General features: G+C 69.3%; 15 protein-coding genes. 6 read left to right on the top strand and 9 right to left on the bottom strand.

Annotation, left to right across the window (positions count from 1 at the left end):
- Nucleotides 1-101: 101 nt before the first annotated feature.
- From ACFVM3_RS04265 to ACFVM3_RS04225, 9 genes are all read right to left on the bottom strand, one after another.
- Nucleotides 102-1,550, bottom strand: coding sequence for a nucleotide disphospho-sugar-binding domain-containing protein (locus ACFVM3_RS04265; protein ID WP_378435424.1), 1,449 nt, complete (start codon nt 1,548-1,550; stop codon nt 102-104).
- A 16-nt stretch (nt 1,551-1,566) separates the two neighbouring features.
- Entirely contained in the window at nt 1,567-2,652 is a 1,086-nt protein-coding gene (locus ACFVM3_RS04260) for a hypothetical protein (RefSeq protein ID WP_378435422.1), read from the bottom strand.
- Nucleotides 2,653-2,665: 13 nt separating this feature from the next.
- The gene (locus ACFVM3_RS04255; protein ID WP_378435420.1) at nt 2,666-3,889 is read right to left on the bottom strand and encodes a cytochrome P450; all 1,224 of its coding nucleotides are present in this window, start codon (nt 3,887-3,889) and stop codon (nt 2,666-2,668) included.
- 105 nt (nt 3,890-3,994) lie between these two features.
- A complete protein-coding gene (locus tag ACFVM3_RS04250; protein WP_378435418.1) occupies nt 3,995-4,858 on the bottom strand; it encodes an SAM-dependent methyltransferase in 864 nt (287 codons plus the stop codon).
- A gap of 126 nt (nt 4,859-4,984) precedes the next feature.
- Nucleotides 4,985-6,343 (bottom strand): condensation domain-containing protein, encoded by a 1,359-nt coding sequence (locus ACFVM3_RS04245; RefSeq protein ID WP_378435416.1) that lies wholly within the window; start codon nt 6,341-6,343, stop codon nt 4,985-4,987.
- A gap of 14 nt (nt 6,344-6,357) precedes the next feature.
- Nucleotides 6,358-7,854, bottom strand: coding sequence for a tryptophan 7-halogenase (locus ACFVM3_RS04240; RefSeq protein ID WP_378435414.1), 1,497 nt, complete (start codon nt 7,852-7,854; stop codon nt 6,358-6,360).
- A gap of 38 nt (nt 7,855-7,892) precedes the next feature.
- Nucleotides 7,893-9,518: a tyrosine 2,3-aminomutase gene (cmdF, locus tag ACFVM3_RS04235; protein ID WP_378435412.1), complete on the bottom strand. Its 1,626-nt coding sequence runs from the start codon at nt 9,516-9,518 to the stop codon at nt 7,893-7,895.
- A 49-nt stretch (nt 9,519-9,567) separates the two neighbouring features.
- The gene (locus tag ACFVM3_RS04230) at nt 9,568-12,720 is read right to left on the bottom strand and encodes an amino acid adenylation domain-containing protein (protein WP_378435411.1); all 3,153 of its coding nucleotides are present in this window, start codon (nt 12,718-12,720) and stop codon (nt 9,568-9,570) included.
- 565 nt (nt 12,721-13,285) lie between these two features.
- The gene (locus ACFVM3_RS04225; protein ID WP_378435409.1) at nt 13,286-13,978 is read right to left on the bottom strand and encodes an O-methyltransferase; all 693 of its coding nucleotides are present in this window, start codon (nt 13,976-13,978) and stop codon (nt 13,286-13,288) included.
- A gap of 168 nt (nt 13,979-14,146) precedes the next feature.
- On the opposite strand from ACFVM3_RS04225, the gene ACFVM3_RS04220 reads away from it, so the two are divergent.
- From ACFVM3_RS04220 to ligA, 6 genes are all read left to right on the top strand, one after another.
- Nucleotides 14,147-15,505, top strand: coding sequence for a cation:proton antiporter (locus tag ACFVM3_RS04220; protein ID WP_378435407.1), 1,359 nt, complete (start codon nt 14,147-14,149; stop codon nt 15,503-15,505).
- Nucleotides 15,506-15,582: 77 nt separating this feature from the next.
- Entirely contained in the window at nt 15,583-16,350 is a 768-nt protein-coding gene (locus ACFVM3_RS04215) for an SDR family NAD(P)-dependent oxidoreductase (RefSeq protein ID WP_378435405.1), read from the top strand.
- Between the two features lie 44 nt (nt 16,351-16,394).
- A complete protein-coding gene (locus ACFVM3_RS04210; RefSeq protein WP_378435403.1) occupies nt 16,395-17,813 on the top strand; it encodes an FAD-binding monooxygenase in 1,419 nt (472 codons plus the stop codon).
- Nucleotides 17,814-17,816: 3 nt separating this feature from the next.
- Nucleotides 17,817-19,997: a molybdopterin-dependent oxidoreductase gene (locus tag ACFVM3_RS04205; protein ID WP_378435401.1), complete on the top strand. Its 2,181-nt coding sequence runs from the start codon at nt 17,817-17,819 to the stop codon at nt 19,995-19,997.
- Between the two features lie 10 nt (nt 19,998-20,007).
- Nucleotides 20,008-20,517 carry a hypothetical protein gene (locus ACFVM3_RS04200; protein ID WP_378435399.1) on the top strand — a complete coding sequence of 170 codons (510 nt, stop codon included), beginning with the start codon at nt 20,008-20,010 and terminating at the stop codon, nt 20,515-20,517.
- 69 nt (nt 20,518-20,586) lie between these two features.
- Entirely contained in the window at nt 20,587-22,689 is a 2,103-nt protein-coding gene (gene ligA, locus ACFVM3_RS04195; protein ID WP_378435397.1) for an NAD-dependent DNA ligase LigA, read from the top strand.
- The last annotated feature ends 254 nt before the right edge of the window (nt 22,690-22,943 follow it).

Genomic DNA, 22,943 nt, shown 5'->3' with positions numbered 1-22,943 from the left:
CGGGTCCCACTATGTGTAAGCGTGTCAAGACTCAGCGTCGGCGGCATCTTTCAAAATGCGACATCATGGGCAAATGGGAACTTCTGTCGCCGGGCGGGCCGTCAGCGCCTACGATTCGCCTCGGTCAGTTTTTCGAGCATCGGAACGATTTCGTGCGGGCTCGGCCGGGAAAGCCACTCCTGATACGCGGCCTCCGTACCGTCCTGGAACGCGGGTTCGGTCACGACCTGGAGGATCGACTTGCGGATTTCGTCGACCGACTGGGTCCGGTGATCGAGCCGGACACCGTTGCCCCGGCCAAGCACGTAGTTCGCGGTGGGCGTCGATTCCAGCTTCTTCGCCGGCATTTCCCACTGCGTGACCTTTTCGCGGGCCTCCTCACGCACCCCGAATTCCCAGCCGACCCGGTACGTGCCCGAGTCCAGCGCGCCCTGATCCCCGGCGCCGGCGCACCGCGGGCACAGCCCGGCCGACGGCTCCTCCTCGACGGCCCGGATCAGCAGCGATTCGTCGGTGTCGCACACGATCTGCGGCACCTTGAACGCGATCGACGCGGCGAAGGTCCCCATCCCGCCGTGGTGGATGATCGCCGAACAGGTCGGCAGCAGATAGGTCAGCGGGACCCACTCGATCCGCCGCACGTTGGCGGGCAGGGTGCCGACCCCGTCCATCTGCAGTTCGTTCAGTGTCGCGATCACGTCGACGTCGAGATCGGCCACCGCCTCCATGATCGCCGGCGTGCGGCCCCAGTCCCCCTTGATGAACCGGCGGGTCGATTCGCCGAGCGTCAGCGCGATCCGCGGCCGCTCCGGCTGCTCGTACAGCCATTCGGGCAGCGTTTCGGTGCCCGAATAGGGCACGTAACGCATCGAAATACGGGTCGAGCTGTTCGGCAGGCCGAGGCCGGGCGGCAGCGGGTCGATGGACCATTGCCCGTACATCAGTTCGTCGTCGACTTCGATCCCGTATTTCTCGGCGAGCGGCCGGACGAGATCGGCCTGCGGGTTTTCGGAGAGGCCTGCCGCCTGGAGTTCGGCACGGCGCTCGGCGAGTTTGTCCATGCTCCACGCGAAGCAGTCCGGGCCCATGAGGAACCGGGCGTGGGCGGCACCGCAGGCGCGGGCGGCGACCGGACCGGACGCGAACGTCGGATCCCAGATGACCAGATCCGGCTTCCACACCTTGGCGAAACTCACCAGGTCCGAGGCGTCCGGAAGGTCGGTCCGGACGTAGTCGGACACCGCGTTCAGCAGATACTGGTAGAAGGCGATCCAGTGCTCACGCCCCTCTTCGTCGAGGCCGAGGACCTCGGCGTAGCGCAGGACGTCCTCGGGCCCGGGCGGGGCCTTCGCGTCGGGACGCATCCGCGCCTCGTTGGCGTTCGGGTCGCCGAGCCCCACCGGCGAGAGACCGACGCCGGCGACGGCGTCGGCGAAGCTGGCGTGGGTGGCGACCCGGACCTCGTGCCCGGCGCTCTGCAGCGCCCAGGCACACGGCACGATCGGCCACAGGTGGGCGAACGACGGATAGACGGTGAACAACACTCGCATCGGGACTCACCCCTCCTCAGGCGACTCGCGCGGAACTGTCCCCGTGACCGGAAACGGCTCGCGCGTAGTGGTCGGCGATCGCGTGGAACGATTCCTTCTTCTCCCACCGGTACGGGGAATTCACATCCGAGAAGTCGTCCCTGATGGTCTTCAGGACGGCCATGCTCGCCATGTCCAGGTCGTAACGCGGGTCGGGCGAATGCGGATGGGTCGGGTGGATCAGTTCCGAGACCGTGACACCGTCGACGCCCGCCGTCTCGAACAGGTCCAGCATCTTCCGGTGGTAGCCCGCCTGCGCCGCCTCGTCGCGGACGTAGCCGTCGACGATCGTCGGCACCTCGCCGCTGCGGTCGGCGATGTCCCAGACGAAGAACGCCTTCTGCTCGGCGCCGGTGTAGGTCGCCGTCCCGTATTCGGTGATCCGGATCGGCTTGTTCCACTTGCGGTATCCGTCGATGAACGCCAGATGCCCCTCGCGCGTCCGGGGTTTCGGCGTCCAGTGGTACTGGATGCCGACGAAGTCGAACGGATCCCAGTCCACGTCCTCGAACGGCGCGGCGGAGTAGCCGACCTCGCCCGCGAAGTTCGCCCTCGCCACCGCCGCGGCCCTGCCGAGGAACTCGTTGAGCAGGGGCGCGGCGGCCGCCGTGTCGACCTTCGCGGTCGGGTGGAGCAGGAAGTGGTTCGCGTCGGCGAAGACGTTCGCCATCCGCTCGTGATAGAAGCCGCCCTCGATGAGCCCAGGGGTGAAGATCAGCTGCACGGCACCCACGCCGAAGCTGATCAGAGCGCCGTCGCCGCGCAGCGACTCGGCGAGCCGGGCGCCCTCGGCGAGATGATCGAGGATCTCCTGCTGCGTACCTTCCACCAGCCGCGGCTGGAGGTACACGTGCAGGCCGCGGTCCACCGCGGCGGTCGCGGTGGCGGTCAGCCGATCGAGATCCGTGCCGAAGACCGTGACCGAGTTGCAGTTCAGGTCCGAGCTGATGACGTCGATCTCGGTCTGCATCAGCGAGTCGCTCCACACGTTCCTGGAGAGCGCGCCCTGGCCGGTGGCGAAGTTGGTGCCCGTGTCGTAGGCGACACCACGGTAGTTCGTCATCGTGTCCTCCCCCTCACCAAGCGACCGGCAGCGCGAAGAGCCGCTGCAGGGTCCCGTCGTTGTTACCGGGGACCTGGTCGTGCGGAATGGTGATCCGCAGGTTCGGCATCCGCGCGATCATCGCCCGGAAGGTGATTTCGAGTTCGAGCCGCGCCAGTTCGGCACCGGGGCACCGGTGCACGCCGTGACCGAACGCGATGTTCGCCCCCGGCTCCCTGGTGATGTCGAACTTGAACGGATCGGGAGTCGTCGCCGGGTCGAACGCGACGCCGACCGAGCTGATCAGGATTCCTTCGCCCGCCTTGATCACGTGGCCGCCGAGGTCGATGTCCTCGGTCGCGACCCGGCCGTACTGCTCGATCAGGGAGACGTACCGCAGCATCTCGGCGACCGCGTTCGGCACGAGACCGGGGTCGGCGACCAGCGCGTCCCACTGCTCACGGTTGTCCAGCAGCGCCAGCGTGCCGAGCGAGATCACGTTCGTCGTGGTGTCCGTGCCGGCGACCAGCATCGCCAGCGCGAGCTGGATCAGGGTGGCCCGGTCGACCTTGCCGCCCTTCAGCTGGTTCTCGACGAGGTCGTCGACGAGACCGACCGGACCGGCGCCCGGATTGGCCTCCTTGTGCGAAATCAGCTTCTCCAGGTAGGCGTTCAGGTCGGTCATCGCCTGCTCCGCCTGGCCCGGTTCCGCCGAGAACAACCTCCTGGCGGGCTCGTCGAACTCTTCGCGTTCCTCGGCGGGGACACCGAGCAGCAGGCTGATCACCAGCGAGGGGACCGGGTGGGCGAACTGCTCGACGATGTCGCCGGTGTTTCCCTTGCTCATCATCTCGTCGAACTTCTCTTCGACGATGCGCTGGATGTCCGAGTGCAGCCGGTCGACGCGCCGCATCGTGAAGCTCGGCATGATCATCTGCCGCTGCTGGGTGTGCACGGGCGGATCCGCGCCGAAGAGCACCTCGGCGAAACCGCTGTCGACGATCGCCTCGAACTCCTCGTTGAGCATCGGGAAGTTCCCGACCTTGGCGCTGATGGACACCTTGCGGTGGTCCGCGAGGACGGTGCGGGCGGCCTCGGTGTCGGTCACCAGCCACGCGGTGCGCCCGTTGTAGAGCCGCACCTGGGTCATCGGGCTGTGCTTCCTGAGGTCGACGAGCTCACTCGCCGGCCGGTACGGGCACTTCCGCGGAATCGGGTATTCCGGCGGGTTTTCGGCGTGCAGCGGCGTGGTGGTCATGGCACCCTTCTCTCGGATATGAGGGACTCCGGTGCCGTTTCCCCAGGCCCCGGCGAGCGGAAAGTCGTGCCTGTGAAGGGTTTCCGTCACAGGCGTTCGGCGGGATCAGTACGTGGTCCCGCATTTGGCGCAGCAGCGCCCTTCGGCGGGTTTGCGGGCCGCGATGATTCCGTAGCCCATCCGTTCCCCGCCTGCCCCGAAATAGTTCCGGTAGCCCTGTTTCAGGTTCTCGATGGCTTCTTCACCGAAGTCCGAGACCAGCTCGTCCTGCAGCTCGTTCGCCCGGTCGAGATAGCGCAAACCCATGCCGTAGACCCGAGGACCGCACTGGATGTACTCCTCGACGACGAAACCCGCCCGCTTCAACGTCTCGACCCACTGCGGGATCGTCAGCAGACAGTGCATCTTGAACGCTTCCGACAGCTGGGTGAACTCGTCGTCGCTCATCCCCGGTTCCCGGGTGCAGTCGGAAAGCGCGAGCCGTCCGCCGGGACGGAGCACGCGATGGAACTCGGCGAGCACGGCATCGAGATCGGGCGCGTGCATCAGCGACTCGATCGCCATGATCGCGTCGAAACTGCCGTCCGGATACGCGATCGACTGGTAGTCACCGCGTTCGAACCGCACGCTCCGGGAAAGCCCGCTCTCGAAGGCACGCCGCTCCCCCTCGGCGACCTGCGCCGCGCTGACGGTGATTCCCGTTACCAGCGCGCCGGTTTCCTTCGCGACGAGGACCGCGGGGGCGCCGACGCCGCAACCGGCGTCCAGCAGGCGTTCCCCGGGCCGCAGGTACAAGGTGTCCGCCACCTTGCGGGTGATCCGCTGCGCCGCTTCGAAAACCGTGGTGTCGTCGTCCTTTCCGTACCAGTACGCCAGATGCTCCTGCCCGTCGTTCAGCGCGATGGACAGGGGCGTGGTCTGGTCGTACATCTTGCCGAGCTCATCCGAGATCGTCCCCAGTTCGGTCATGGCTTCCCTCACCTCTTGTGCTGATGGAAACGCGCGCTCGACGTCGGCGGATTCACTTGTCCATCAAGGTATCCGCGGCGGTTTCCGGTTGTCATCTCGTACGTTGCGCGAGGCGAAGCCACGCGGTCAGGCGGCCCGGCGCCGGATTTCGTAGGGCTCGACGAGGGTCTCGCGCAGGGTTCGCCGCAAGCCGTCCGCCGTTCCGGTGATCGTGTTCTCGTGGAAGAGATTGGTGTTGAACCCGAACTTGCCGAGGATGTCCCCGGCCGGGTCCAGTTCGAGCGACCACAGCGCGCCGTTGGGAATCTGGGTGCCCACGGGCGCGGACCGCAGCCGCCGCCGGATGGCGGTCCAGCGCACGCCGCCGTGTTCCTCGTCGGTCATGGTGAACGGCGACTGGACCGCCTGGAACACACAGGCCGCGCCGTGGGGTTCCATGACGGCGTTCATCAGCTCCGGCGCCTCCGCGATGATCTGGGAGAACGGGATTTCGTGCGTGTACGCCGAAACACAGGCGGACCGCGTCTTGGCGACCACCTCGCGGAAGTCCGCGCAGCCGGCTATATCGACGCGCAGCGGCAGGAAGTTGAAGAAATACCCGACGCTTTCCTGGGTCCACGTGGGATGGCGTCCCGGCGTGAACGTCGGCACGACCAGATCGGACTCACCGGTCTCGTCACGCAGGTACGTGAGATACGCGGCCAGCAGGACCATGAAGACGGAACTGCGGGTCTCCGCCGCCATCTCCACGGTCGCCGCGCTGAACTCCGGTTCGAGGGTGTAGCGGTGCCACGAGGTCAGGAACGTGGCGTCGGGCGAACGGGGCAGGTCCGTCCGCATCGCCACCACGCGCCCGCCCCGCAGGTTCTCCCGCCAGAACTCACGCGCCCGGTGCACCGCCGGGGAGTCCGCGTTCTCGTGTTGCCACGTCACGTAATCCCGCATCTGCCGCACCGCGGGGAGCCCGTCCGCCGCCCCCTCCCGCCGCGCCGCGTAGCGGGCGACGAGATCGCGGACGAGCACCTGCGCCGACCAGCCGTCGACGGCGGTGTGATGCGCGACGAACGCGAGTACCGCGTCCCGTTCGTCGAACCGGCCGAGCAGGAACCGGACCAGCGGCTGTTCGCCGGCGCCGAACTCGCCCGCCTCGATCTCGTTGAGGAAGAGGTCGGCCACCTCGTCCCGGTCCGCCTCCCCGTCGAGCACACATTCGCGCAACTCGGGCGAGACAGGCGGCAGGATCACCTGGTGCGGATCGTTCTCGTCGAGGACGACCCGGGTGCGGAGCGCTTCGTGCCGCTCGACGACATCGGCCGCCGCGCCGCGCAGCGCGGCCAGGTCGATCTCGCCGTGGACCCGCCAGCCGCCGACGATGACGTACCGGGGGCCGAACGGACCGGTGCCGTCCCCCCTGTCCATCATCCGCAGGAAATCATGTTGGAACGACAGCGGAAACCGCTCCGGCACACCGGACGTCTCGCCCATGACGACAGTTCCTTTCAGCTCGCGAGCCGCTGCGCGGGCAACGACCAGTGCAGACCGTCGGCCGAGGGGACGAGCCCCCCGTCCCGCACCGGGACGGTCTCGTCGGCGTTCGCGCCGACGACGGCCTGGACCTGGATCCGGGCCCCTTCCTTCGACACCGCCTTCGCCAGCGAGGTCTGCAGGAGGTCGCGGTCCTCCCCGGCCACCTTGACCGGCTGTTCGACGGCCTCGGTCAGCTCGCGGAACGCGGCCGCCCTGGAGTCCACATAGGACGTCGGGTCGACGAGGGCGTGCTCGTGCGACGCCCCGCCCGCCACCAGCTCGACGAACGCCTCCAGATCAGAGGCGACGTTGTTGGTGACCTTCTTCGCCTTCCAGAAGTACGAGTTCTCGTCCTGGTGCATGTCGTAGAACCCGACGAGGAAGTCGTGGAAGCGCGCGTATTCACCGCGATACCGCGACTCGAACTCCTCGAAGCAGATCGTCTCGTCGACCTCGCCGCGCAGCACCGTGTTGAGGGAACGGGCCGCCAGCAGACCGCTGTAGGTCGCCAGGTGCACCCCGGAGGAGAACACCGGGTCGATGAAACAGGCGGCGTCGCCGGAGAGCACGAGACCCGGCCGCCAGAACTTCTCCTGGATGTAGGAGTAGTCCTTGCGGACGCGGATCTCGCCGTACTGGCCCTCGGTGACCCGTTTCGCGTCGGCGAGGAACGACGCGATCAGCGGGCATTCCTCGATCAGGTCGAGCAGCGCCTTCTCGCGGTCCCCCTTCGCCCGTTCGAGCGCTTCCGGCATCAGCACGGCACCGACGCTGGTCAGCTCGTCCGAAAGCGGGATGTACCAGAACCACCCGGATTCGAACGCGGCGGCGAGGATGTTGCCCTCGTTGGGAGCGGGCAGCCGCTTGCCGCCGGTGAAGTAGCCGAACAGCGCGATGTTGCGGAAGAACTCGGAGTAGTGCCGCTTCCCGCCGACCCGGCCGTGGATCCGGCTCTTGTTGCCGGACGCGTCGACGACGTAGCGGGCGCGGATCTCGCGCCGGACCCCGTCCTCGTCGGCGTACAGCACACCGGTCACCCGGCCGCCGTCCTCGAGAACGTCCACCACCGACGCCTGCTCGCGGACGTCGACTCCCTTGCGGCGGGCGTTCTCGAGCAGGATCTGGTCGAACTTCGACCGCTCGACCTGGTACGCGGTCGACCCTTCGGTGGCGAACTTCGACGAGACCGAGAACGAGAACGTCCACGGCTCGGGGTTGCGTCCCCAGCGGAACGCCCCGCCGCGTTTGACGACGAACCCCGCCTGCTCGAGCTCTTCGGTCACCCCGAGCAGGCTGCAGATCCCGTGCACCGTCGCCGGGAGCAGCGACTCGCCGATCTGATAGCGCGGGAATTGCTCCTTTTCGAGCAGCAGCACCCGATGCCCCTGCATCGCCACCAGGGTCGAGACGGTCGAACCGCAGGGGCCGCCGCCGACCACGACGACGTCGTATTCGTTCTCAGTGCTCACGTGTCAGTCCTCCTGATCCAATGCCGGCGAGCGGGCTTTCACCGAAGTTCGGCGCCGGCCCCCGTGGCGGCGGCGAGGAAGTCACCACGGGACACCGCCTCGGCGATCGTCTCGATGTCGTCGGACATGTAGCGGTCTTCGTCGAGGGTCGGGACGAGCGCGCGCACCGCGTCGTAGGTGGCCTTCGCGACGGGGCTGAGCCCGGCGACCCGGCCGGAGATGTCGACCGCCTGCGCCGCGGCGAGCAACTCGACCGCGAGGATCTTTTCGTTGTTCTGCAACACCCGGCGGGCGTTGCGGGCGGCGATCAGGCCCATGCTGACGACGTCCTGGTTGTCGCCGTTGGAGGGAACGCTCTGCGTGCTCGCCGGGCCGATGGTCCGGTTCTCCGCGATCAGCGCGGTCGCCGGGTACTGCGCGCCGGCGAAGCCGCTGTTCAGCCCCGGGTCGCCCTTGACGAGGAACTCCGGAAGACCGTAGGACAGGTGCCGGTTCAGCACCCGGTTGGTCTGCCGCTCGGAGAGCACGCCGAGCTGGGTCAGCGCGATCGTCACGAAGTCCATCGCGAACGCGATCGGCTGGCCGTGGAAGTTCGCGCCGTGGAAGATCTCCTGGCCCTCGAAGAACAACGGGTTGTCGTTGGACGAGTTGAGCTCGATGTCGAGCTTCGTCGTCGCGTGGTACAGGGTGTCCCGCACCGCGCCGAGCACCTGGGGGATGGCGCGCAGGGAGTACGCCTTCTGCAGGTAGATCTCCGTGCGCTGGACGCCGCCGTCGTGCAGCTTCCCGTCGTCACCGCCGCGCTCGCCCCGGTCGGCGACCTGGCGCCGCAGATCGGCGTGGTCGACGGTGAGCTTGCTCCCGCTCATCAGCGCCCGCATGTTCGCCGCGGTGTCGATCTGGCCGGCGTGCGGCCGCGCGATGTCGTGGCCTTCACGGAGGAACGGGCTGTTCGAACCCTGGAGGACCTCGATGAGGAGCGCGGTGACGATCTCGGCCTGCCGCACCTGCTCGAGCGCCTTGTGTACGACGAGCGAACCGACCCCGGTCATCCCGGAGGTGCCGTTGATCAGCGCGAGGCCTTCCTTGAAGCGCAGTTCGAGCGGTTCGATGCCGAACTCGTCGAGGACCTCGCGGGTCGGGACCTTCTGGCCGTCGCGGAGGACGTAGCCCTCGCCGATGAGCGTGGAGGCGATATGCGACAGGGTGGCGAGGTCACCGCTGGCGCCAAGGGAACCGATTTCCGGGATCGCGGGCGTGATCCCCAGGTTCAGGTACAACGCGAGCCGCTCCAGCACCTCGGGCCGCACCGCGGAGTGGCCCTTGGCGAGTGCGTTCAGCCGCGCGGCGACGATGGCCCGCGCCTCGGTCTCGGAGAACAGCGGCCCGACACCGGCGCTGTGGCTGCGGACGAGGTTGGTCTGCAGCGCCACCTCCTCCGACGTGGCGACCAGCATGTAGATCATTTCGCCGTAGCCGGTGGTGACCCCGTAGATCGGGATCTCCTGGCGGACGATGTCCTCGAACATCGTCCGGCATTTGGCCGCTTTCTCCAGCGCGGACGGCGACACTCGGCACGGCACTCGGTCTTCGGCAACCCGCCGGACATCGGCAATGTCCAGCGTCTCGCCGTTGAACACAACGGCTTCCTCGACCAGGGTCATCGCTCTCCTCCATCACTTGGACGGCAGCATTCGTCGCTGCCCGAACCGCTCATACCGCCATGTCCCGCACACCGTCCGGGTCTTCCCGCACGCCCGCCGATCCGAGCAACGCGGACAGACCGGAGACCGTGCAGTTTTCGAAGCAATCCCAGCTCGGGATCGCCACGCCGAACCGCTCCCGTAGGCGGTCGGCGAGTTCGGGGATCAACAGGGAATGCCCGCCGGAGGCGAAAAAGCCGTCGTCGGCGCCGACTTCGGTGATCCCGAGAAGGTCCGACCAGATGGCGGCGACCTCTCGTTCCACCCAGGTCACGGGTGCTCTCCCGGCCCCTGCCCGCAGCGCGCGCGGCGGGGGCAGCCGACGGCGATCCACCTTGCCCGCCAGGTTGCGCGGCAACGCGCCGTCCAGGATCTCGAACGACACCAGCACCATCGACGCGCCGAACCGGCGGCGCAGACGCGTCCGCCACTCCTTGACCGGCGCCGAATCCCGCGGCACGACGTAGGCGATCAGCTGCGCGACCAGGCCGTCCTGGCCGGTCAGCGGGACCACCACGCATTCCGCGACCGACTCGTGCCCGGCGAGCGCGGCCTCGACCTCGGCGAGCTCGATCCGGTTGCCCTGCAGTTTGACCTGGAAGTCCTTGCGGCCACGGAACTCCAGCTGGCCGTCCCACCGGACACGGGCGAGGTCGCCGGTGCGGTAGCAGCGGATTTCCCGGTCGCCGTCCGAATCCCGGCGCACCGGGCGGAACGCGCCGCCCCGTTCGTCACCGCCGAGGTAGCCGCGCGCGACGTGCGGGCCGCGGATCACGATCTCGCCGGTGACCCCGGTGGGGCACGGCCGGTCCGCGCCGTCCAGCACCAGCACCTGCCTGCCGGGGATCGGCCTGCCGATCGGCACGGTCCCGGTGACGGGCGTGTCGAGCACGCACCAGGTGGCCGCGATCGTCTCGGTCGGTCCGTACATGTTCGCGACGCGGGTGTCCGGCAGCGCCGCGCGCAGTCCGGCGACCAGGTCGGCGGGCAGCGCCTCCCCCATCAGCACCAGGTGCCGCAGCGAAACCGGGCCGGCGGCCCGCCCGCCGGTGATCGCGGTGAGCAGCTCCCGCGCGAAACTGGGCACGGTCTGCAGGAACGTGATCCGTTCCGCGGCGAGCCAGTCCGCCAGTTTCTCCGGATGCACCCGGACGTTCTCCGGCACCGGGAACAAGGTCGCGCCGCCGGCGAGTGCCGCGAACACCTCGCAGATACTGGGATCGTGTTCCGGCGCGACCCAGGCCGCGACGCGTGCTTCCGGCCCGAACCCGAATTCGCCCGCGAACCAGGTGACGAACTGGGCGAACGAACCATGGGATTGGGCGACGCCCTTCGGTTTCCCGGTCGAGCCCGACGTGTAGGCCACGTAGACCGGGTCGTCCGGCGTGACGCGTTCGCCGTCCGCCCCGGCGGCGTCCGCGCGGCCGGGCGCCGTGACGTCCACGATCCGGCCACCGAGTTCGTCCCGGTAGTAGCGCGCCAGTTCGTCGGCGTCCGCGTCACCGGCCAGCAGCAGGCAGGCGGGCCGCAGCTCGGCGAGAATCGACTTGGCCCGCTCGCCCGCGTCGCCGGTGCCGAACCAGATCAGGTGCGCGCCCGCGCGCAGCGCACCCAGGGACGCCGCGAGCTGATGCGGCCCCGGGGTCATCCGGACCGCGGCGGCCCTTCCCGCGACGCCGAGCGCCCGCAACCGGGTGGCGACCGCCAGCGCATCTGTTTCGAGTTCCGCGTAGGTCATCCGGCCGCCGCTCCAGACGACCGCGTCGGCCGAGGGGATGCGCTCGGCGTGCCCGCGGACCAGTTCGTGCACGGGGACCGCGGCGGGCGGCTCGTCGCTCCGGTCCGCCGCACGGGCGATCTCGGCGGACCGCTCGGCGTCGTCGAGGGGAAGGTCGTCCACCACCGTGTCCGGCTCCGCCAGCGCTCCGGCCAGCAGCGTGCGCGTCTGGTCGAGCAGTACCGCCGCCTGCTCCGGCCGGAGCAGGTCGCCGTGGAATTCGAGCGCCCCGTCGATCGACGCCCCGATTCCGGTGACGATCAAGGTGAGTTCGGCGGGCTGCCACGGGCGAGGCCGCCCGATCGGGCCGAGGTCGTGCCGCCGGACCGTCGTCCCGGCGAGCCGCGGCACGGTCTCCGGTTCGTCGTGGACGACCAGCATCGCGTCGCACAGGGGTGTCCGGCGCGGATCGTGGTCGACGTCGAGTTCCCTCAGCAGCGTGCTGATCGGAACGGCCCGTCGCTCGAAGGCCGAACGCACCTTCGCGGTGCTCCTGGCGACGAGCTCGCGGAACGTCGGCCGTCCGGCGAAATCGCCGCGGAGCACCAGAGTGTTGCCGAACGGGCCGATCGTCTTTTCCCAGCCCTCCGTGCGGGTGCCGACCGGGACACCGACGGGCACCCGGTCGTCGCCGCCGTAGCGGTACAAAACCGTCTGGAACGCGGCGAGCAGCACCGCGAGCGGCGTGGTGCGCTCCGTCCGGCACAGCCCGGCGAGCGCGGAGCCGAGTGCCTCCCACGAGAACGGGACGGCGCCGTCGGCCGCGGGCGGCCGCGTGAACCGGGGCCGCTCCACCGGCAGGACCGGCGGGCCGGGCACCGGCGTCAGTTCCGTCTTCCACCACCGCAGGAGCTCCCGGAACTCGGCGGTCTCCTGCCGAGCGCGCTCCCGGGCAGCGTGGGCGGCGTACGGGGGCGCGACGGAGCCGGGCGAGGCCGGATCCGGATAGGACGCGGACAGCTCGCCCAGGACGAGCGACAGCGAACGGTCGTCGGCGGCGGCCCGGTGCACCACGAGGACGACGCGATGCACGGCCACACTCAGCCGGATCACGGTCAGCCTGGCGACCGGCCCGGCCGCGAGGTCCAGCGGCTCGGCGGCCAGCCGCTCGGTGCGCTCGTCGTGGCCGCCCGGGGGAAGATCGCTCAGATCGAGGTAGCGGAACGAGTCCGTGCCCGCGGAGACGCCCGGCACCGGACGGCCGGCGACGTCGGCGAGCGTGGTCCTCAGGATTTCGTGCCGCTCGACGACCGAGAACCAGGCCGCGCGCAACGCTTCCACCCGGAGGGGGCCGGAGATTTCGAACGCGCGGCACACCTGATGCGCCGGCCGCCACGACGCGACCCGGTCGAGCAGCCACACCGCGTCCTGCGCGGATGACGTCACGACCGGGAAGGCGCGCGGCCCCGGCGCTTCAGAAGCGGTGGTTCCGCGTTCCTCTGGCATATTTGCATCGTCACACGGCGAAACCGGGCGCGGCATCTCACGAATTGCCGTTTCCCGCGCGATGAATTCCCGCCGGAGAGGAAGCATTTTCCGAATGCGGCGGCCGGGCAGTGAGACAGGTCGTGGCCGCAGTGCGGCCGTAACCTCTTTTCCTTTGACAGCAAGAAGTTGACAAGCAGCGTCTCGTTCTTCCTTGACCGAAGGCAAGGGCGATACGGACAATTCGGCCCATGCGTTCTTCACGTCGCAAATATGTGAAACACCTTGATTGCACCGGAAAAAGAAAAGGCGCCTTCCCGTTACCGGAAAGGCGCCTCGGACGCGGTGATCGACGCTACTTGATAGGTAAGGCAAAGGTGGCGTGGTCGCGGGCGTGGTCACGGGCGGGGCGAAGGCTCCCTTCGCCGCGTCTGATGCGGTGAAGGGAGCCTTCGCCCCGGCCACTCACCCGCGCCCACGGAACGGCACAGCGCGGTGACTGCCTACGCCACGTTTGCCTTACCCCTCAATTCTTCTTGCGCGCGATGGTCAACCCGTCCGCGAAGGGGAGCATGACGACGTCGAACCGGTCGTCGGCGGCGAGCTCGGCGTTGAACGAGCGCAGCGTTTCGGCGCACAGGCGCGGCAGCCCCGGCTCGGCGAGCGCCGGGTCGACGACGTGGCCGTCGAGCAGCACGTTGTCCGCGATCAACAGGCCGCCGGGACGTACCAAGGGCGCGGCGAGCCGGTAGTACTTCGGGTAGTTCATCTTGTCCGCGTCGATGAAGACGAGATCGGCGCTCGTCCCCTCCGCCAGTCCGGTCAGCGTCCGCGCGGCGGCGCCGAGCCGGAACTCGATGCGATCGGCCACCCCCGCCCGGTCCCAATGCTCCCGCGCGAGGGCCAGCGAATCATCGGTGACGTCACAGGTGATGACCCGTCCGCCGTCGGCCAGCCCGCGGGCGAGCGCGAGGGCGGACAGCCCGGTGAACGTGCCGATGTCGATCACCGTCTTCGCGGACACCAGCCTCGCCAGCATCGTCAGGAGGGTCGCCTGCGCGGCGGTCGCCATCATGCCCGCCGCCTCGCCGAGCGACGCGGTGCGGTCGATCAGCGAGCGCACCACGGGGTCGGGTGCCGTGGTGGCGGCGGCGAGGTAGCCGCCCGTGGCCTGGTCGACCAGTAAATGCTTGGTTTCGGCGAAACCCGCGCTGCCCATCGGTCCTCCTGGAACTCGGCACCCGGATACACCGACATCGTCGGCCGATCGCGGCCGCGCGGCGTCCTGTCGATTGCGCTCGGCCGTCCCCGTATCCCCGCAAAGCGGAGGAGGCACGGGCGAGCGCGCGGCCGGAAAACTGATCGACAAACTCCTTGGAGGTCGGTCGTGAGCCTTGCTGCCCCAGTCGCCCCGTTGGCCGCGCATCCGCTGCTGATCTTTCTCCTGGCGCTGGTCGTCCTGCTGGCGCTGGCCCGGTTGCTCGGCAAGCTGGCCGAACGATTCGGGCTGCCGGCGATCACCGGCGAACTGCTCACCGGCGTCCTTCTCGGACCTTCGCTGCTCGGACATCTCGCGCCGGGCTTCACGGCCTGGCTGCTGCCGTCCGAACCGTCGCAGATGCACCTGCTCGACGCCGTCGGCCAGCTCGGCGTGCTGCTGCTCGTCGGGGTCACGGGCACCTATCTCGATCCCCGGGTCCTGCGCCGTCAGGGCAAGGCCGCGGCGCTGGTGAGCCTGTGCGGCCTGATCGTCCCGCTCGGCCTCGGCATCGCACTCGGCCTGCTGCTGCCGAGTTCGGTGACCGCGGGCGAGAAGGCGAGCCCGCTGGTCTTCGCGCTGTTCCTCGGGGTCGCCATGTGCGTCACGGCCATCCCGGTCATCGCCAAGACCCTGAGCGACATGCGGTTGCTGCACCGCGACATCGGCCAGCTCACCCTGGCCGCCGGGATGATCGACGACGCGGTCGGCTGGCTTCTGCTGTCCGTCGTCGCGGCCGCCGCGACCATCGGGATCAGCGCGGGCGGTATCACGCTCTCGGTGCTCTATCTGATCGGTTTCGTCGTGTTCGCCGGGACGATCGGGCGTCCGCTGGTCCGCAAGGTCATGAACGCGGCCGCGCGATCGAGCGCGCCGGGACCCGCCGTCGCCACCGCGGTGATCATCGTGCTGACGGGTGCGGTGATCACCCACGCGCTCGGCATGGAGGCGATCTTCGGCGCCTTCGTCGCCGGCCTGCTGGTCGCCGGATCACCGGAGGCACAGGTCAAACTGGCGTCGCTGCGGACCATCGTGCTCTCCGTCCTCGCGCCGATTTTCCTTGCCTCGGCGGGATTGCGGATGGACCTGACCGCGCTCGGCGACCCTTCCGTCGCGATCACCGCGGCGGCCGTGCTCGCCGTGGCGATCCTCGGCAAGTTCGGCGGGGCCTACCTCGGCGCCCGGCTCGGCAAACTCAGCAGGCGGGAAGGGCTCGCGCTCGGCGCGGGCATGAACGCGCGAGGTGTCGTCGAGGTGATCATCGCCCTGACCGGACTGCGGCTGGGCGTGCTGAACACGGCGACGTACACGATCATCGTCCTGGTCGCCATCGTGACCTCGCTGATGGCGCCACCGCTGTTGCGCTTCGCCATGAACGGCGTGGAGTACAGCGAAGAAGAACACCTTCGGCGGATCGATCACGAACGGTGGCAGGGCAAGCGCGCCGAAGACCCCGAATCCGGCTACGAACGGCCGGCGGCCGCCTGATGTCGTGGCATACAAGCACTTCTCGATGCGCAAACGTGGAGAGGACCGCCCCGGCGCACGCGTGTGACCATGGCTGCATGGCTGAATTCGACGGCAAGACCGTACTCATCACCGGTGGCGGCAGCGGAATGGGCCTTGCCACCGCGGGACAACTGGTGGCCGCAGGCGCGAACGTCGTGCTCGCCGGCCGGGACCGCGAGCGGCTCACGACCGCGGCGAAGGAACTCAACGCGGGCGACCGGGTCCTCACCGTGCCGACCGACGTCGCGAACACCGGCGACCTCGACGCGCTCGTCACCGCGATCCGCGACCGGTTCGGCCGTCTGGACGGCGTGTTCGCCAACGCGGGCGCGGCGGATTTCGCGCCGAGCGCGTACGTCGGCGAGGAAGCCTTCGACAAGCTCGTCGGCGTCAACCTGAAGGGCGTCTTCTTCACCATCCAGAAAGCGGTGCCACTGCTGGAAAACGGCGGATCCGTGGTCATCAACGGATCGTGGCTCACGCATCGCGGGCTGGGCTTCGCCGCGGTGTACGCCGCGACCAAGGCCGCCGTCATCAACCTGGCCCGCTCGCTCGCGTCCGATCTCGGTGACGCCGGGATCCGGGTCAACGCGATCAGCCCCGGCTACATCCGGACCGACATGTTCGACGGCATCTCGCCCACCGAAGAGGCCCGCGAAGCTTGCCGGGTCCAGGTTTCGCTCGGCAGGCTCGGCCAGCCGGAGGACGTCGCGAGCGCCGCGCTCTTCCTGCTCTCCCCCAAGGCTTCCTACATCACGGGCCAGGAGCTCGCGGTGGACGGCGGCCTGACCACCTCCATCCCGATGAGCTCCGTCCAGGCCTGACGGCCACCCCCGTTGTCCCGTTGAAAGTGAAGGAGGTGACCGCGATGGGCCAGGATGCGCCAACCCGCGCGGTGGTACTCGGCGGCAGCATTGCCGGATTGTTCGCGGCCAGGGTCCTCGCGGACGCCTACGACGAGGTGCGCATCGTGGATCGCGACACCCTCGTCGGGACGAAGGGCCCTCGCCGTCACGCGCCACAAGGGCGGCACATCAACGGTCTGCTCGCCAGGGGCCAGCAGATCATGGAAGAACTGTTTCCCGGGCTCACCAAACAGATACTGGACTACGGGGTGCCCGGCGGCGACCTGTCCGGCAGCTGCCGCTGGTTCTTCGGCGGCAGGCGGCTGAAGCAGCAGCACGCCGGCCTCGTCACGCTGGGCGCGCGGCGGCCGGTGCTCGAATTCCACATCCGCGAGCGTGTCGAGAAGATCCCCAACGTGGTCTTCACCGAGCAGCACGACATCCTCGGCCTGGTCACCACCGCCGATCGCGGCACGGTCACCGGGGTCCGGGTGCAACGACGCGGCACGAAGACGGAGAAGGTGATCGAGGCCGACCTGGTCGTCGACGCGACCGGGCGAGGCTCCCGCACTCCCGTCTGGCTCGAAGAGCTCGGCTACGGGGCCGTACCGGAGGAGCGCAAGAAGATCGACCTCGTCTACGTCACGCAGCACTTCCGGTTGCGCGAAGGGGCCGATCCGTTCGGCGACGACGTGGCGATCAACCCGGTCGCCTTCCCCGGCAACCCGCGCGGCGCGGTCTTCGTGCGCACCGACGGCGGCGAACTCGAACTGACCACCTACGGTCTGCTCGGCGACCACCCTCCCACCGACCAGGCCGGGCTCTACGAGTGGCTCAAGACGTTGCCCTCCAAGGACGTCTACAACGCCATCCGGTACGCCGACCCGGTCGACGAGCCCACGGCGTTCCGCTTCCCGACGACCGTGCGCCGCCAGTACGAGAAGCTCACCCGCTTCCCCGCCGGTCTCCTCGTCACCGGTGACGCGATCACCTGTTTCAACCCGGTGTACGCGCAGGGCATGAGCGTCGCGGCGCTGTCCGCGATGACCATGCGCCAGCATCTGCACAGCGGCGCCGCACCCGAGCCGACCGACTACTTCCGCGACCTCGCCCACGACGTGATCGACCCGCCGTGGGAGATGACGAACACGGTGGACCTCACTTTCCCCGGGGTGAAGGGAAACCGCACGTTCCAGGTCCGGATGGCGCAGAAGTACCTGAAGCGGGTGCAGGTCGCCGCGACCCGCGACGGCAAGGTCACCGCCGCCTACATGCGGGCCGCCGGCCTCGTCGACCGCCCCGAGGCGCTGATGCGTCCCGGCATGGTCCTCCGCGTGCTGGCGAAGTCGCTGTTCGGGCCGTCGCCGGAGAGCGGCGTTCACGCGAACTGGGCACCGGCCGCGGCCGTCACGCCGGTGATCGAAGAACGCCGGGCTGCGTGAGCGATGCCGACCACCACCGCGCACCGGACCTGCCCGATCTGTGACGCCGTCTGCGGCCTGCGACTGGTACTCGACGAGGGCCGCGTCCTCTCGGTGACCGGCGACCAGGAAGATCCGTTCTCCAAGGGGTACATCTGCCCGAAGGGAGCGAGTCTCGGCAAGATCGAAGGGGATCCCGATCGCCTGCGGGTGCCGATGATCCGCGAAGGCGACCGGTGGCGGGAAGCGAGCTGGGACGAGGCGTTCCGGCGGGTCGAAACGGGATTGACGAAGGTGATCGAGACGCACGGCCGCGACGCGGTCGGCGTCTACTTCGGCAATCCGACCTACCACACGATGGCCGGTTTCATGTACCGGCAACCGCTGGCGCAGGTGCTGAACACCCGCAACGTCTACTCGGCGAGCACCATCGACCAGCAGCCCAAACACGTCTCGACCGGGTTCATGTTCGGTGATCCGTACGCCATCGCGGTCCCCGACCTCGACCGGACCGATTATCTGCTGATCATCGGGGCGAACCCGCTCGAGTCGCACGGGTCGCTCTGCGCGGCCCCGGATTTCCCGCGCAGGCTGAAGGCGTTGCGGCGGCGCGGCGGCACGGTGGTCGCCGTCGACCCGCGCCGCACCCGCACCGCCGAATTCGCCGACCGGCACCTGCCCATCCGGCCCGGCACGGACGCGGGCCTGCTGTTCGGCATCATCCACACCCTGTTCGCCGAAAACCTCACCTCGGTCGATCTCGACGTGCGGGGTCTCCCGGAACTCCGGGAGCTCGCCGAAGAGTTCACGCCGGAGGCCGTCGAGGTGGTGAGCGGGGTCCCCGCCGACGAGATCGTAAGGCTGGCAAGGGAACTGGCCGCCGCGCCGACGGCGGCGGTGTACACCCGGATCGGCACGTCGACGGCCGAGTTCGGGACCGTCACGCAGTGGCTCGTGGACACGGTGAACATCCTGACCGGCAATTTCGACCGGCCGGGCGGGGTGATGTTCACCAGGACCGCGGCACTGGAGATCTTCCGCACCGGTCAGCCGTTCGGCACCGGCCGGTGGCACAGCAGGGTCCGCGGCCTTCCCGAGACCCTCGGCGAGCTCCCGGTCGCGACCCTCGCCGACGAGATCGAGACCGAGGGCGAAGGCCAGGTGCGGGCGCTGATCTCGATCGCGGGCAACCTCGTGCTTTCGGCACCGAACGGGCCGAGGCTGGACCGCGCGCTTCCCGGGCTCGACTTCATGGTGTGCGTGGACCCGTACCTGAACGAGACGACGAAACACGCCGACGTGATCCTGCCGCCACCACGGATGACGCAGACCCCGCATTACGATTTCCTGCTGCTCATCGTCGCGGTCCGCAACTACACCCGGTTCTCCCCGCAGATCACGCCGCTGGACGACGATCAGCGGTCCGAGGCCGAGATCCTGGCCCGCCTGCTGCTCATCGCCGGCGGCCACGGCGCGGAGGCCGACCCCGCCGCGGCGGACGCCATGATCATCGACGGGCTGCTCCAAGGCGTCACCTCGGCGCCGGGCTCCCCGTTCGCGGACGTCGACGTGGCCGCCCTGTCCGCAGGGCTGACCGGGGACAGCGGCCCGGAGCGGATGCTCGACGCGATGCTCAAACTCGGGCCCTACGATCTCTCCCTCGCCGAACTGCGCGCCCATCCGCACGGCATCGACCTCGGTCCGCTGGAGCCCCGGCTGAAGGAACTGATCACCACGCCGTCCGGGCTGGTCGAGCTGGCCCCGCCGGAACTGGTCGCCGACGTCGACCGGCTGCGCCGCGCGCTGGCCGGGCCTCCCGGCGAGTTCCTGCTGATCGGGCGGCGCCAGCTCCGGTCGAACAACAGCTGGTTGCACAACACCGCGCCACTCGTCGGCGGGAGCAACCGGTGCACGCTGCACGTCAACCCGGCCGACGTGGCCAGGCTCGGCCTCGGCGACAAGGCGATCGTCCGCTCGGCGACGGGCGAGCTCGTCGTCCCGGTCGAGCCGACCGACCGGATCATGCCAGGGGTGGTGAGCCTCCCGCACGGCTGGGGCCATCAGGGCAGCGCCCAGCGGGTCGCGGCGGACCATCCGGGGGTCAACGCGAACACGCTGACCGATGAGTCCAAAGTGGATGCTTTATCCGGGAACGCGGTCTTCAACGGTGTTCCCGTCACTCTCGCCCCGTATGCGGAGGGGTAAGGAGAAACAGATGCGCACAGCGCGAAGAATCATGGGCGTGGCCGCCACCATCGCGGTCGCGGGAGGCCTGACCCTGATCGCTCCGGCGACCGCGCAGGCGGGCACGGTCACGGTCACCTGGGGCTGCGGCTCACCGCTGGGGCCGGGCGGCCAGAAGGGGCTGCGCATCACGGTCACCGCGCCCGCCGCGGCGACGGCGGGCGAGACGGTGACGATCCAGGCGAACACCGTGGAAACAACGAACCATCCCTGGGCCGAGCCTGCGGGGCGCTACACCGCGCGGCTGGCGATCGCCGTCGGCGGCCCGGCCGCGGAAACGATCCACGCCGAGGGGCTGTCGAACCCGGCGACCGCCGAGGGGACGCCGCTGCGGCTCGACGGCGGGACGGCGCGGGTCACCTTGCCGACGGCAGGTGACGTCACCTTCGAACCGACCGGCCTGCTCGTTTCGATCGACGGGATCTTCCGGTTCGTCTGTGGCGGGACCGCGCCGATCGCGGCCACCACAAGGGTTTCCTGACCTTTCGCGCGAGCGCGAACAGAGCAAGCTCGGAGACGGTGTCAGCCGCACCTGTGGAGGTACGGTCCGATGGTGGACAACGCAGCCGAAGCGGTCGTCGATCCGGGACAGGCGCTGCCCTTCGCCACCCGGCAGCGGTACGCCGAAGCGATCGAACAGGTCAAGGCCGCGGCGTCCGCGTACTACGACGGCGACGAAATGCTCGTCGACGACGCGACGTACGACGCCGTCCTGGCGCGGATCGCCGCGACCGAAGCCGCCCATCCTGGTTGGCGGGCGGCGGGGTCGCCGACCGGTGCGGTCGCCGGTGGTGCGGCGGCGGGCGGCGACATCGAGCACAGTTCCCCGATGCTCGGCCTCGACAACGTGTTCGCCGAGGACCAGCTGCGGAAGTGGGCGGCCCGGCTGGAAAAACTGCTCGGCGGGCCGGCCGCCGGGTACACGGTCGAACCGAAGATCGACGGCCTCGCCATCGCCGCGTGGTATGTCGACGGCAAGCTGGTCCGGATCGCGACCAGGGGTGACGGGCGCACCGGCGAGGACGTGACCGGGACGGCCCGCCGGGCCGCCGGTCTTCCCGGACGGCTGAGCACCGGGGCGACCATCGAGGTCCGCGGCGAGGTCTTCATGACCGACGCCGATTTCGAAGTGGCCAACGCGATGCGCGTCGAGCACGACGAACCCGTGTTCGCCCATCCGCGCAGCGCGGCCGCGGGAACGCTGCGCGCGGACAAACGCGGCTACCACGCGCCACTGTCGTTCTTCGCCTATGCCGTACAGGGCCTGGACGCCTCGATGCCGCATTCGGCCGCGGTCACCGCGCTCGAATCCCTCGGTGTGATGACCACGGCGAGTTCCGGGCCGGGTATGACGATCTGCGACGGCATCGACGAGGTGCTCGCCGCGGTCGAGGCGCTCCGGGAAGCCAGGGCGACGCTCGGGTTCGGTGTGGACGGCGCGGTGATCAAGGCGGACGCCCCGGCGGACCGGGAGCTGGCCGGTTCGTCGAGCAAGGCCCCGCGCTGGGCGATCGCCTACAAGTTCCCCGCCGACACGCGCACCACCACCTTGCTCGGGATCGACGTCCAGGTCGGCCGCACCGGTGTCATCACCCCGGTGGCCACGCTCGCCCCGGTGCTGTTCGGCGGCGTCAAGGTCACCTCGGCGACCCTGCACAATTTCGACGACCTCGTGCGGCGCAACGTCCGGGTCGGCGACACGGTGTTCGTCCGGCGCGCGGGTGACGTGATCCCTGAGGTCGTCGGGGCCAAACTGGACGAACGGCCCGCCGGCTCGGTCCCGTTCCTGCCACCGGCGCACTGCCCCCGGTGCGGAGGCGAGATCGACCGGAGCCAGAAACGGTGGCGCTGCACCGGAGGGCGCGTCTGCGGCGCGCGCCAAGCGCTCGCCTACTACGCGACACGCAACGCGATGGACATCGAAGGTCTCGGCGAGAAGATCCTCGACCAGCTCGTCGGCGAAGGCATGGTCACCGACCCCGCCGATCTCTACGATCTCGACGCCGGGACACTGGCGACACTCGAACGGTTCGCGGAACTCTCCTCGGGCAAGCTGGTGGCCAGCATCGCCGCGTCGAAGGAACGGCCGCTGTCGCGGTTGCTCACCGCGCTCGGCATCCGGATGGCGGGCCGCGCGATGTCGCGGCGGCTCGCCGCCCATTTCGGGACCATGCGGGCGTTACTGGCGGCGACGATCGACGATCTCCAGGCGGTCGACGGGGTCGGCCCCGAACGCGCGGTGACCATCGCGGCCGATCTCGCCGAACTGACCCCGTTGATCGACAGGCTGGCCGACCGCGGAGTCACCATGACCGAACCCGGCCACGACCGGCCCGGACCGGCGGACGAGGAACCCGCCGCGGCGCCACTGCGGAAACCGGACGGGGCCCCGATGAAGGTCGTGGTCACCGGCGCGGTGCCGGGATTGACCAGGGACGAGGGCAACGAAGCCGTCGAACGGCTCGGGGGCACCGCGTCCGGCTCGGTCTCCGGCCGCACGGATCTGGTCGTGGTCGGCGCGGGCGCGGGGTCCAAAGTGGACAAGGCGGTCGCGCTGGGCGTGCGCACCATGCCCGCCGAACGGTTCGCCGCCCTGCTCGCGGCGATGGCCGAAGGCGGACCGGTCACGCTCGACGAGTTCATGACCGGGTAGGCGTTCGCGAAAGCCACATTCGGGACGCCGCCACCGACCCAGCGGTTTCTCCGCGGTGGGGTGGGATGAAGGCTCCCTTCGCCGCGTCTGATGCAGCGAAAGGAGCCTTCGGCCACGGCAGGTTACGGGATCATCGGGATATTGAGCCCCGAGTGTCCACAAGGGACACCTTCGCCCGGTGTCGGGTGCGGTGGGCGGTCAGCTCGCGGCCTTTCGCGACCTGCCACCTTTGCCTTACCCCTCAGACGGCGTTG

Source organism: Amycolatopsis sp. NPDC057786, from assembly GCF_042797905.1.
GTDB lineage: Bacteria > Actinomycetota > Actinomycetes > Mycobacteriales > Pseudonocardiaceae > Amycolatopsis.
The sequence above is the reverse complement of the archived record's forward strand: the minus strand, read 5'-3'. Positions and strand labels throughout refer to the sequence as shown.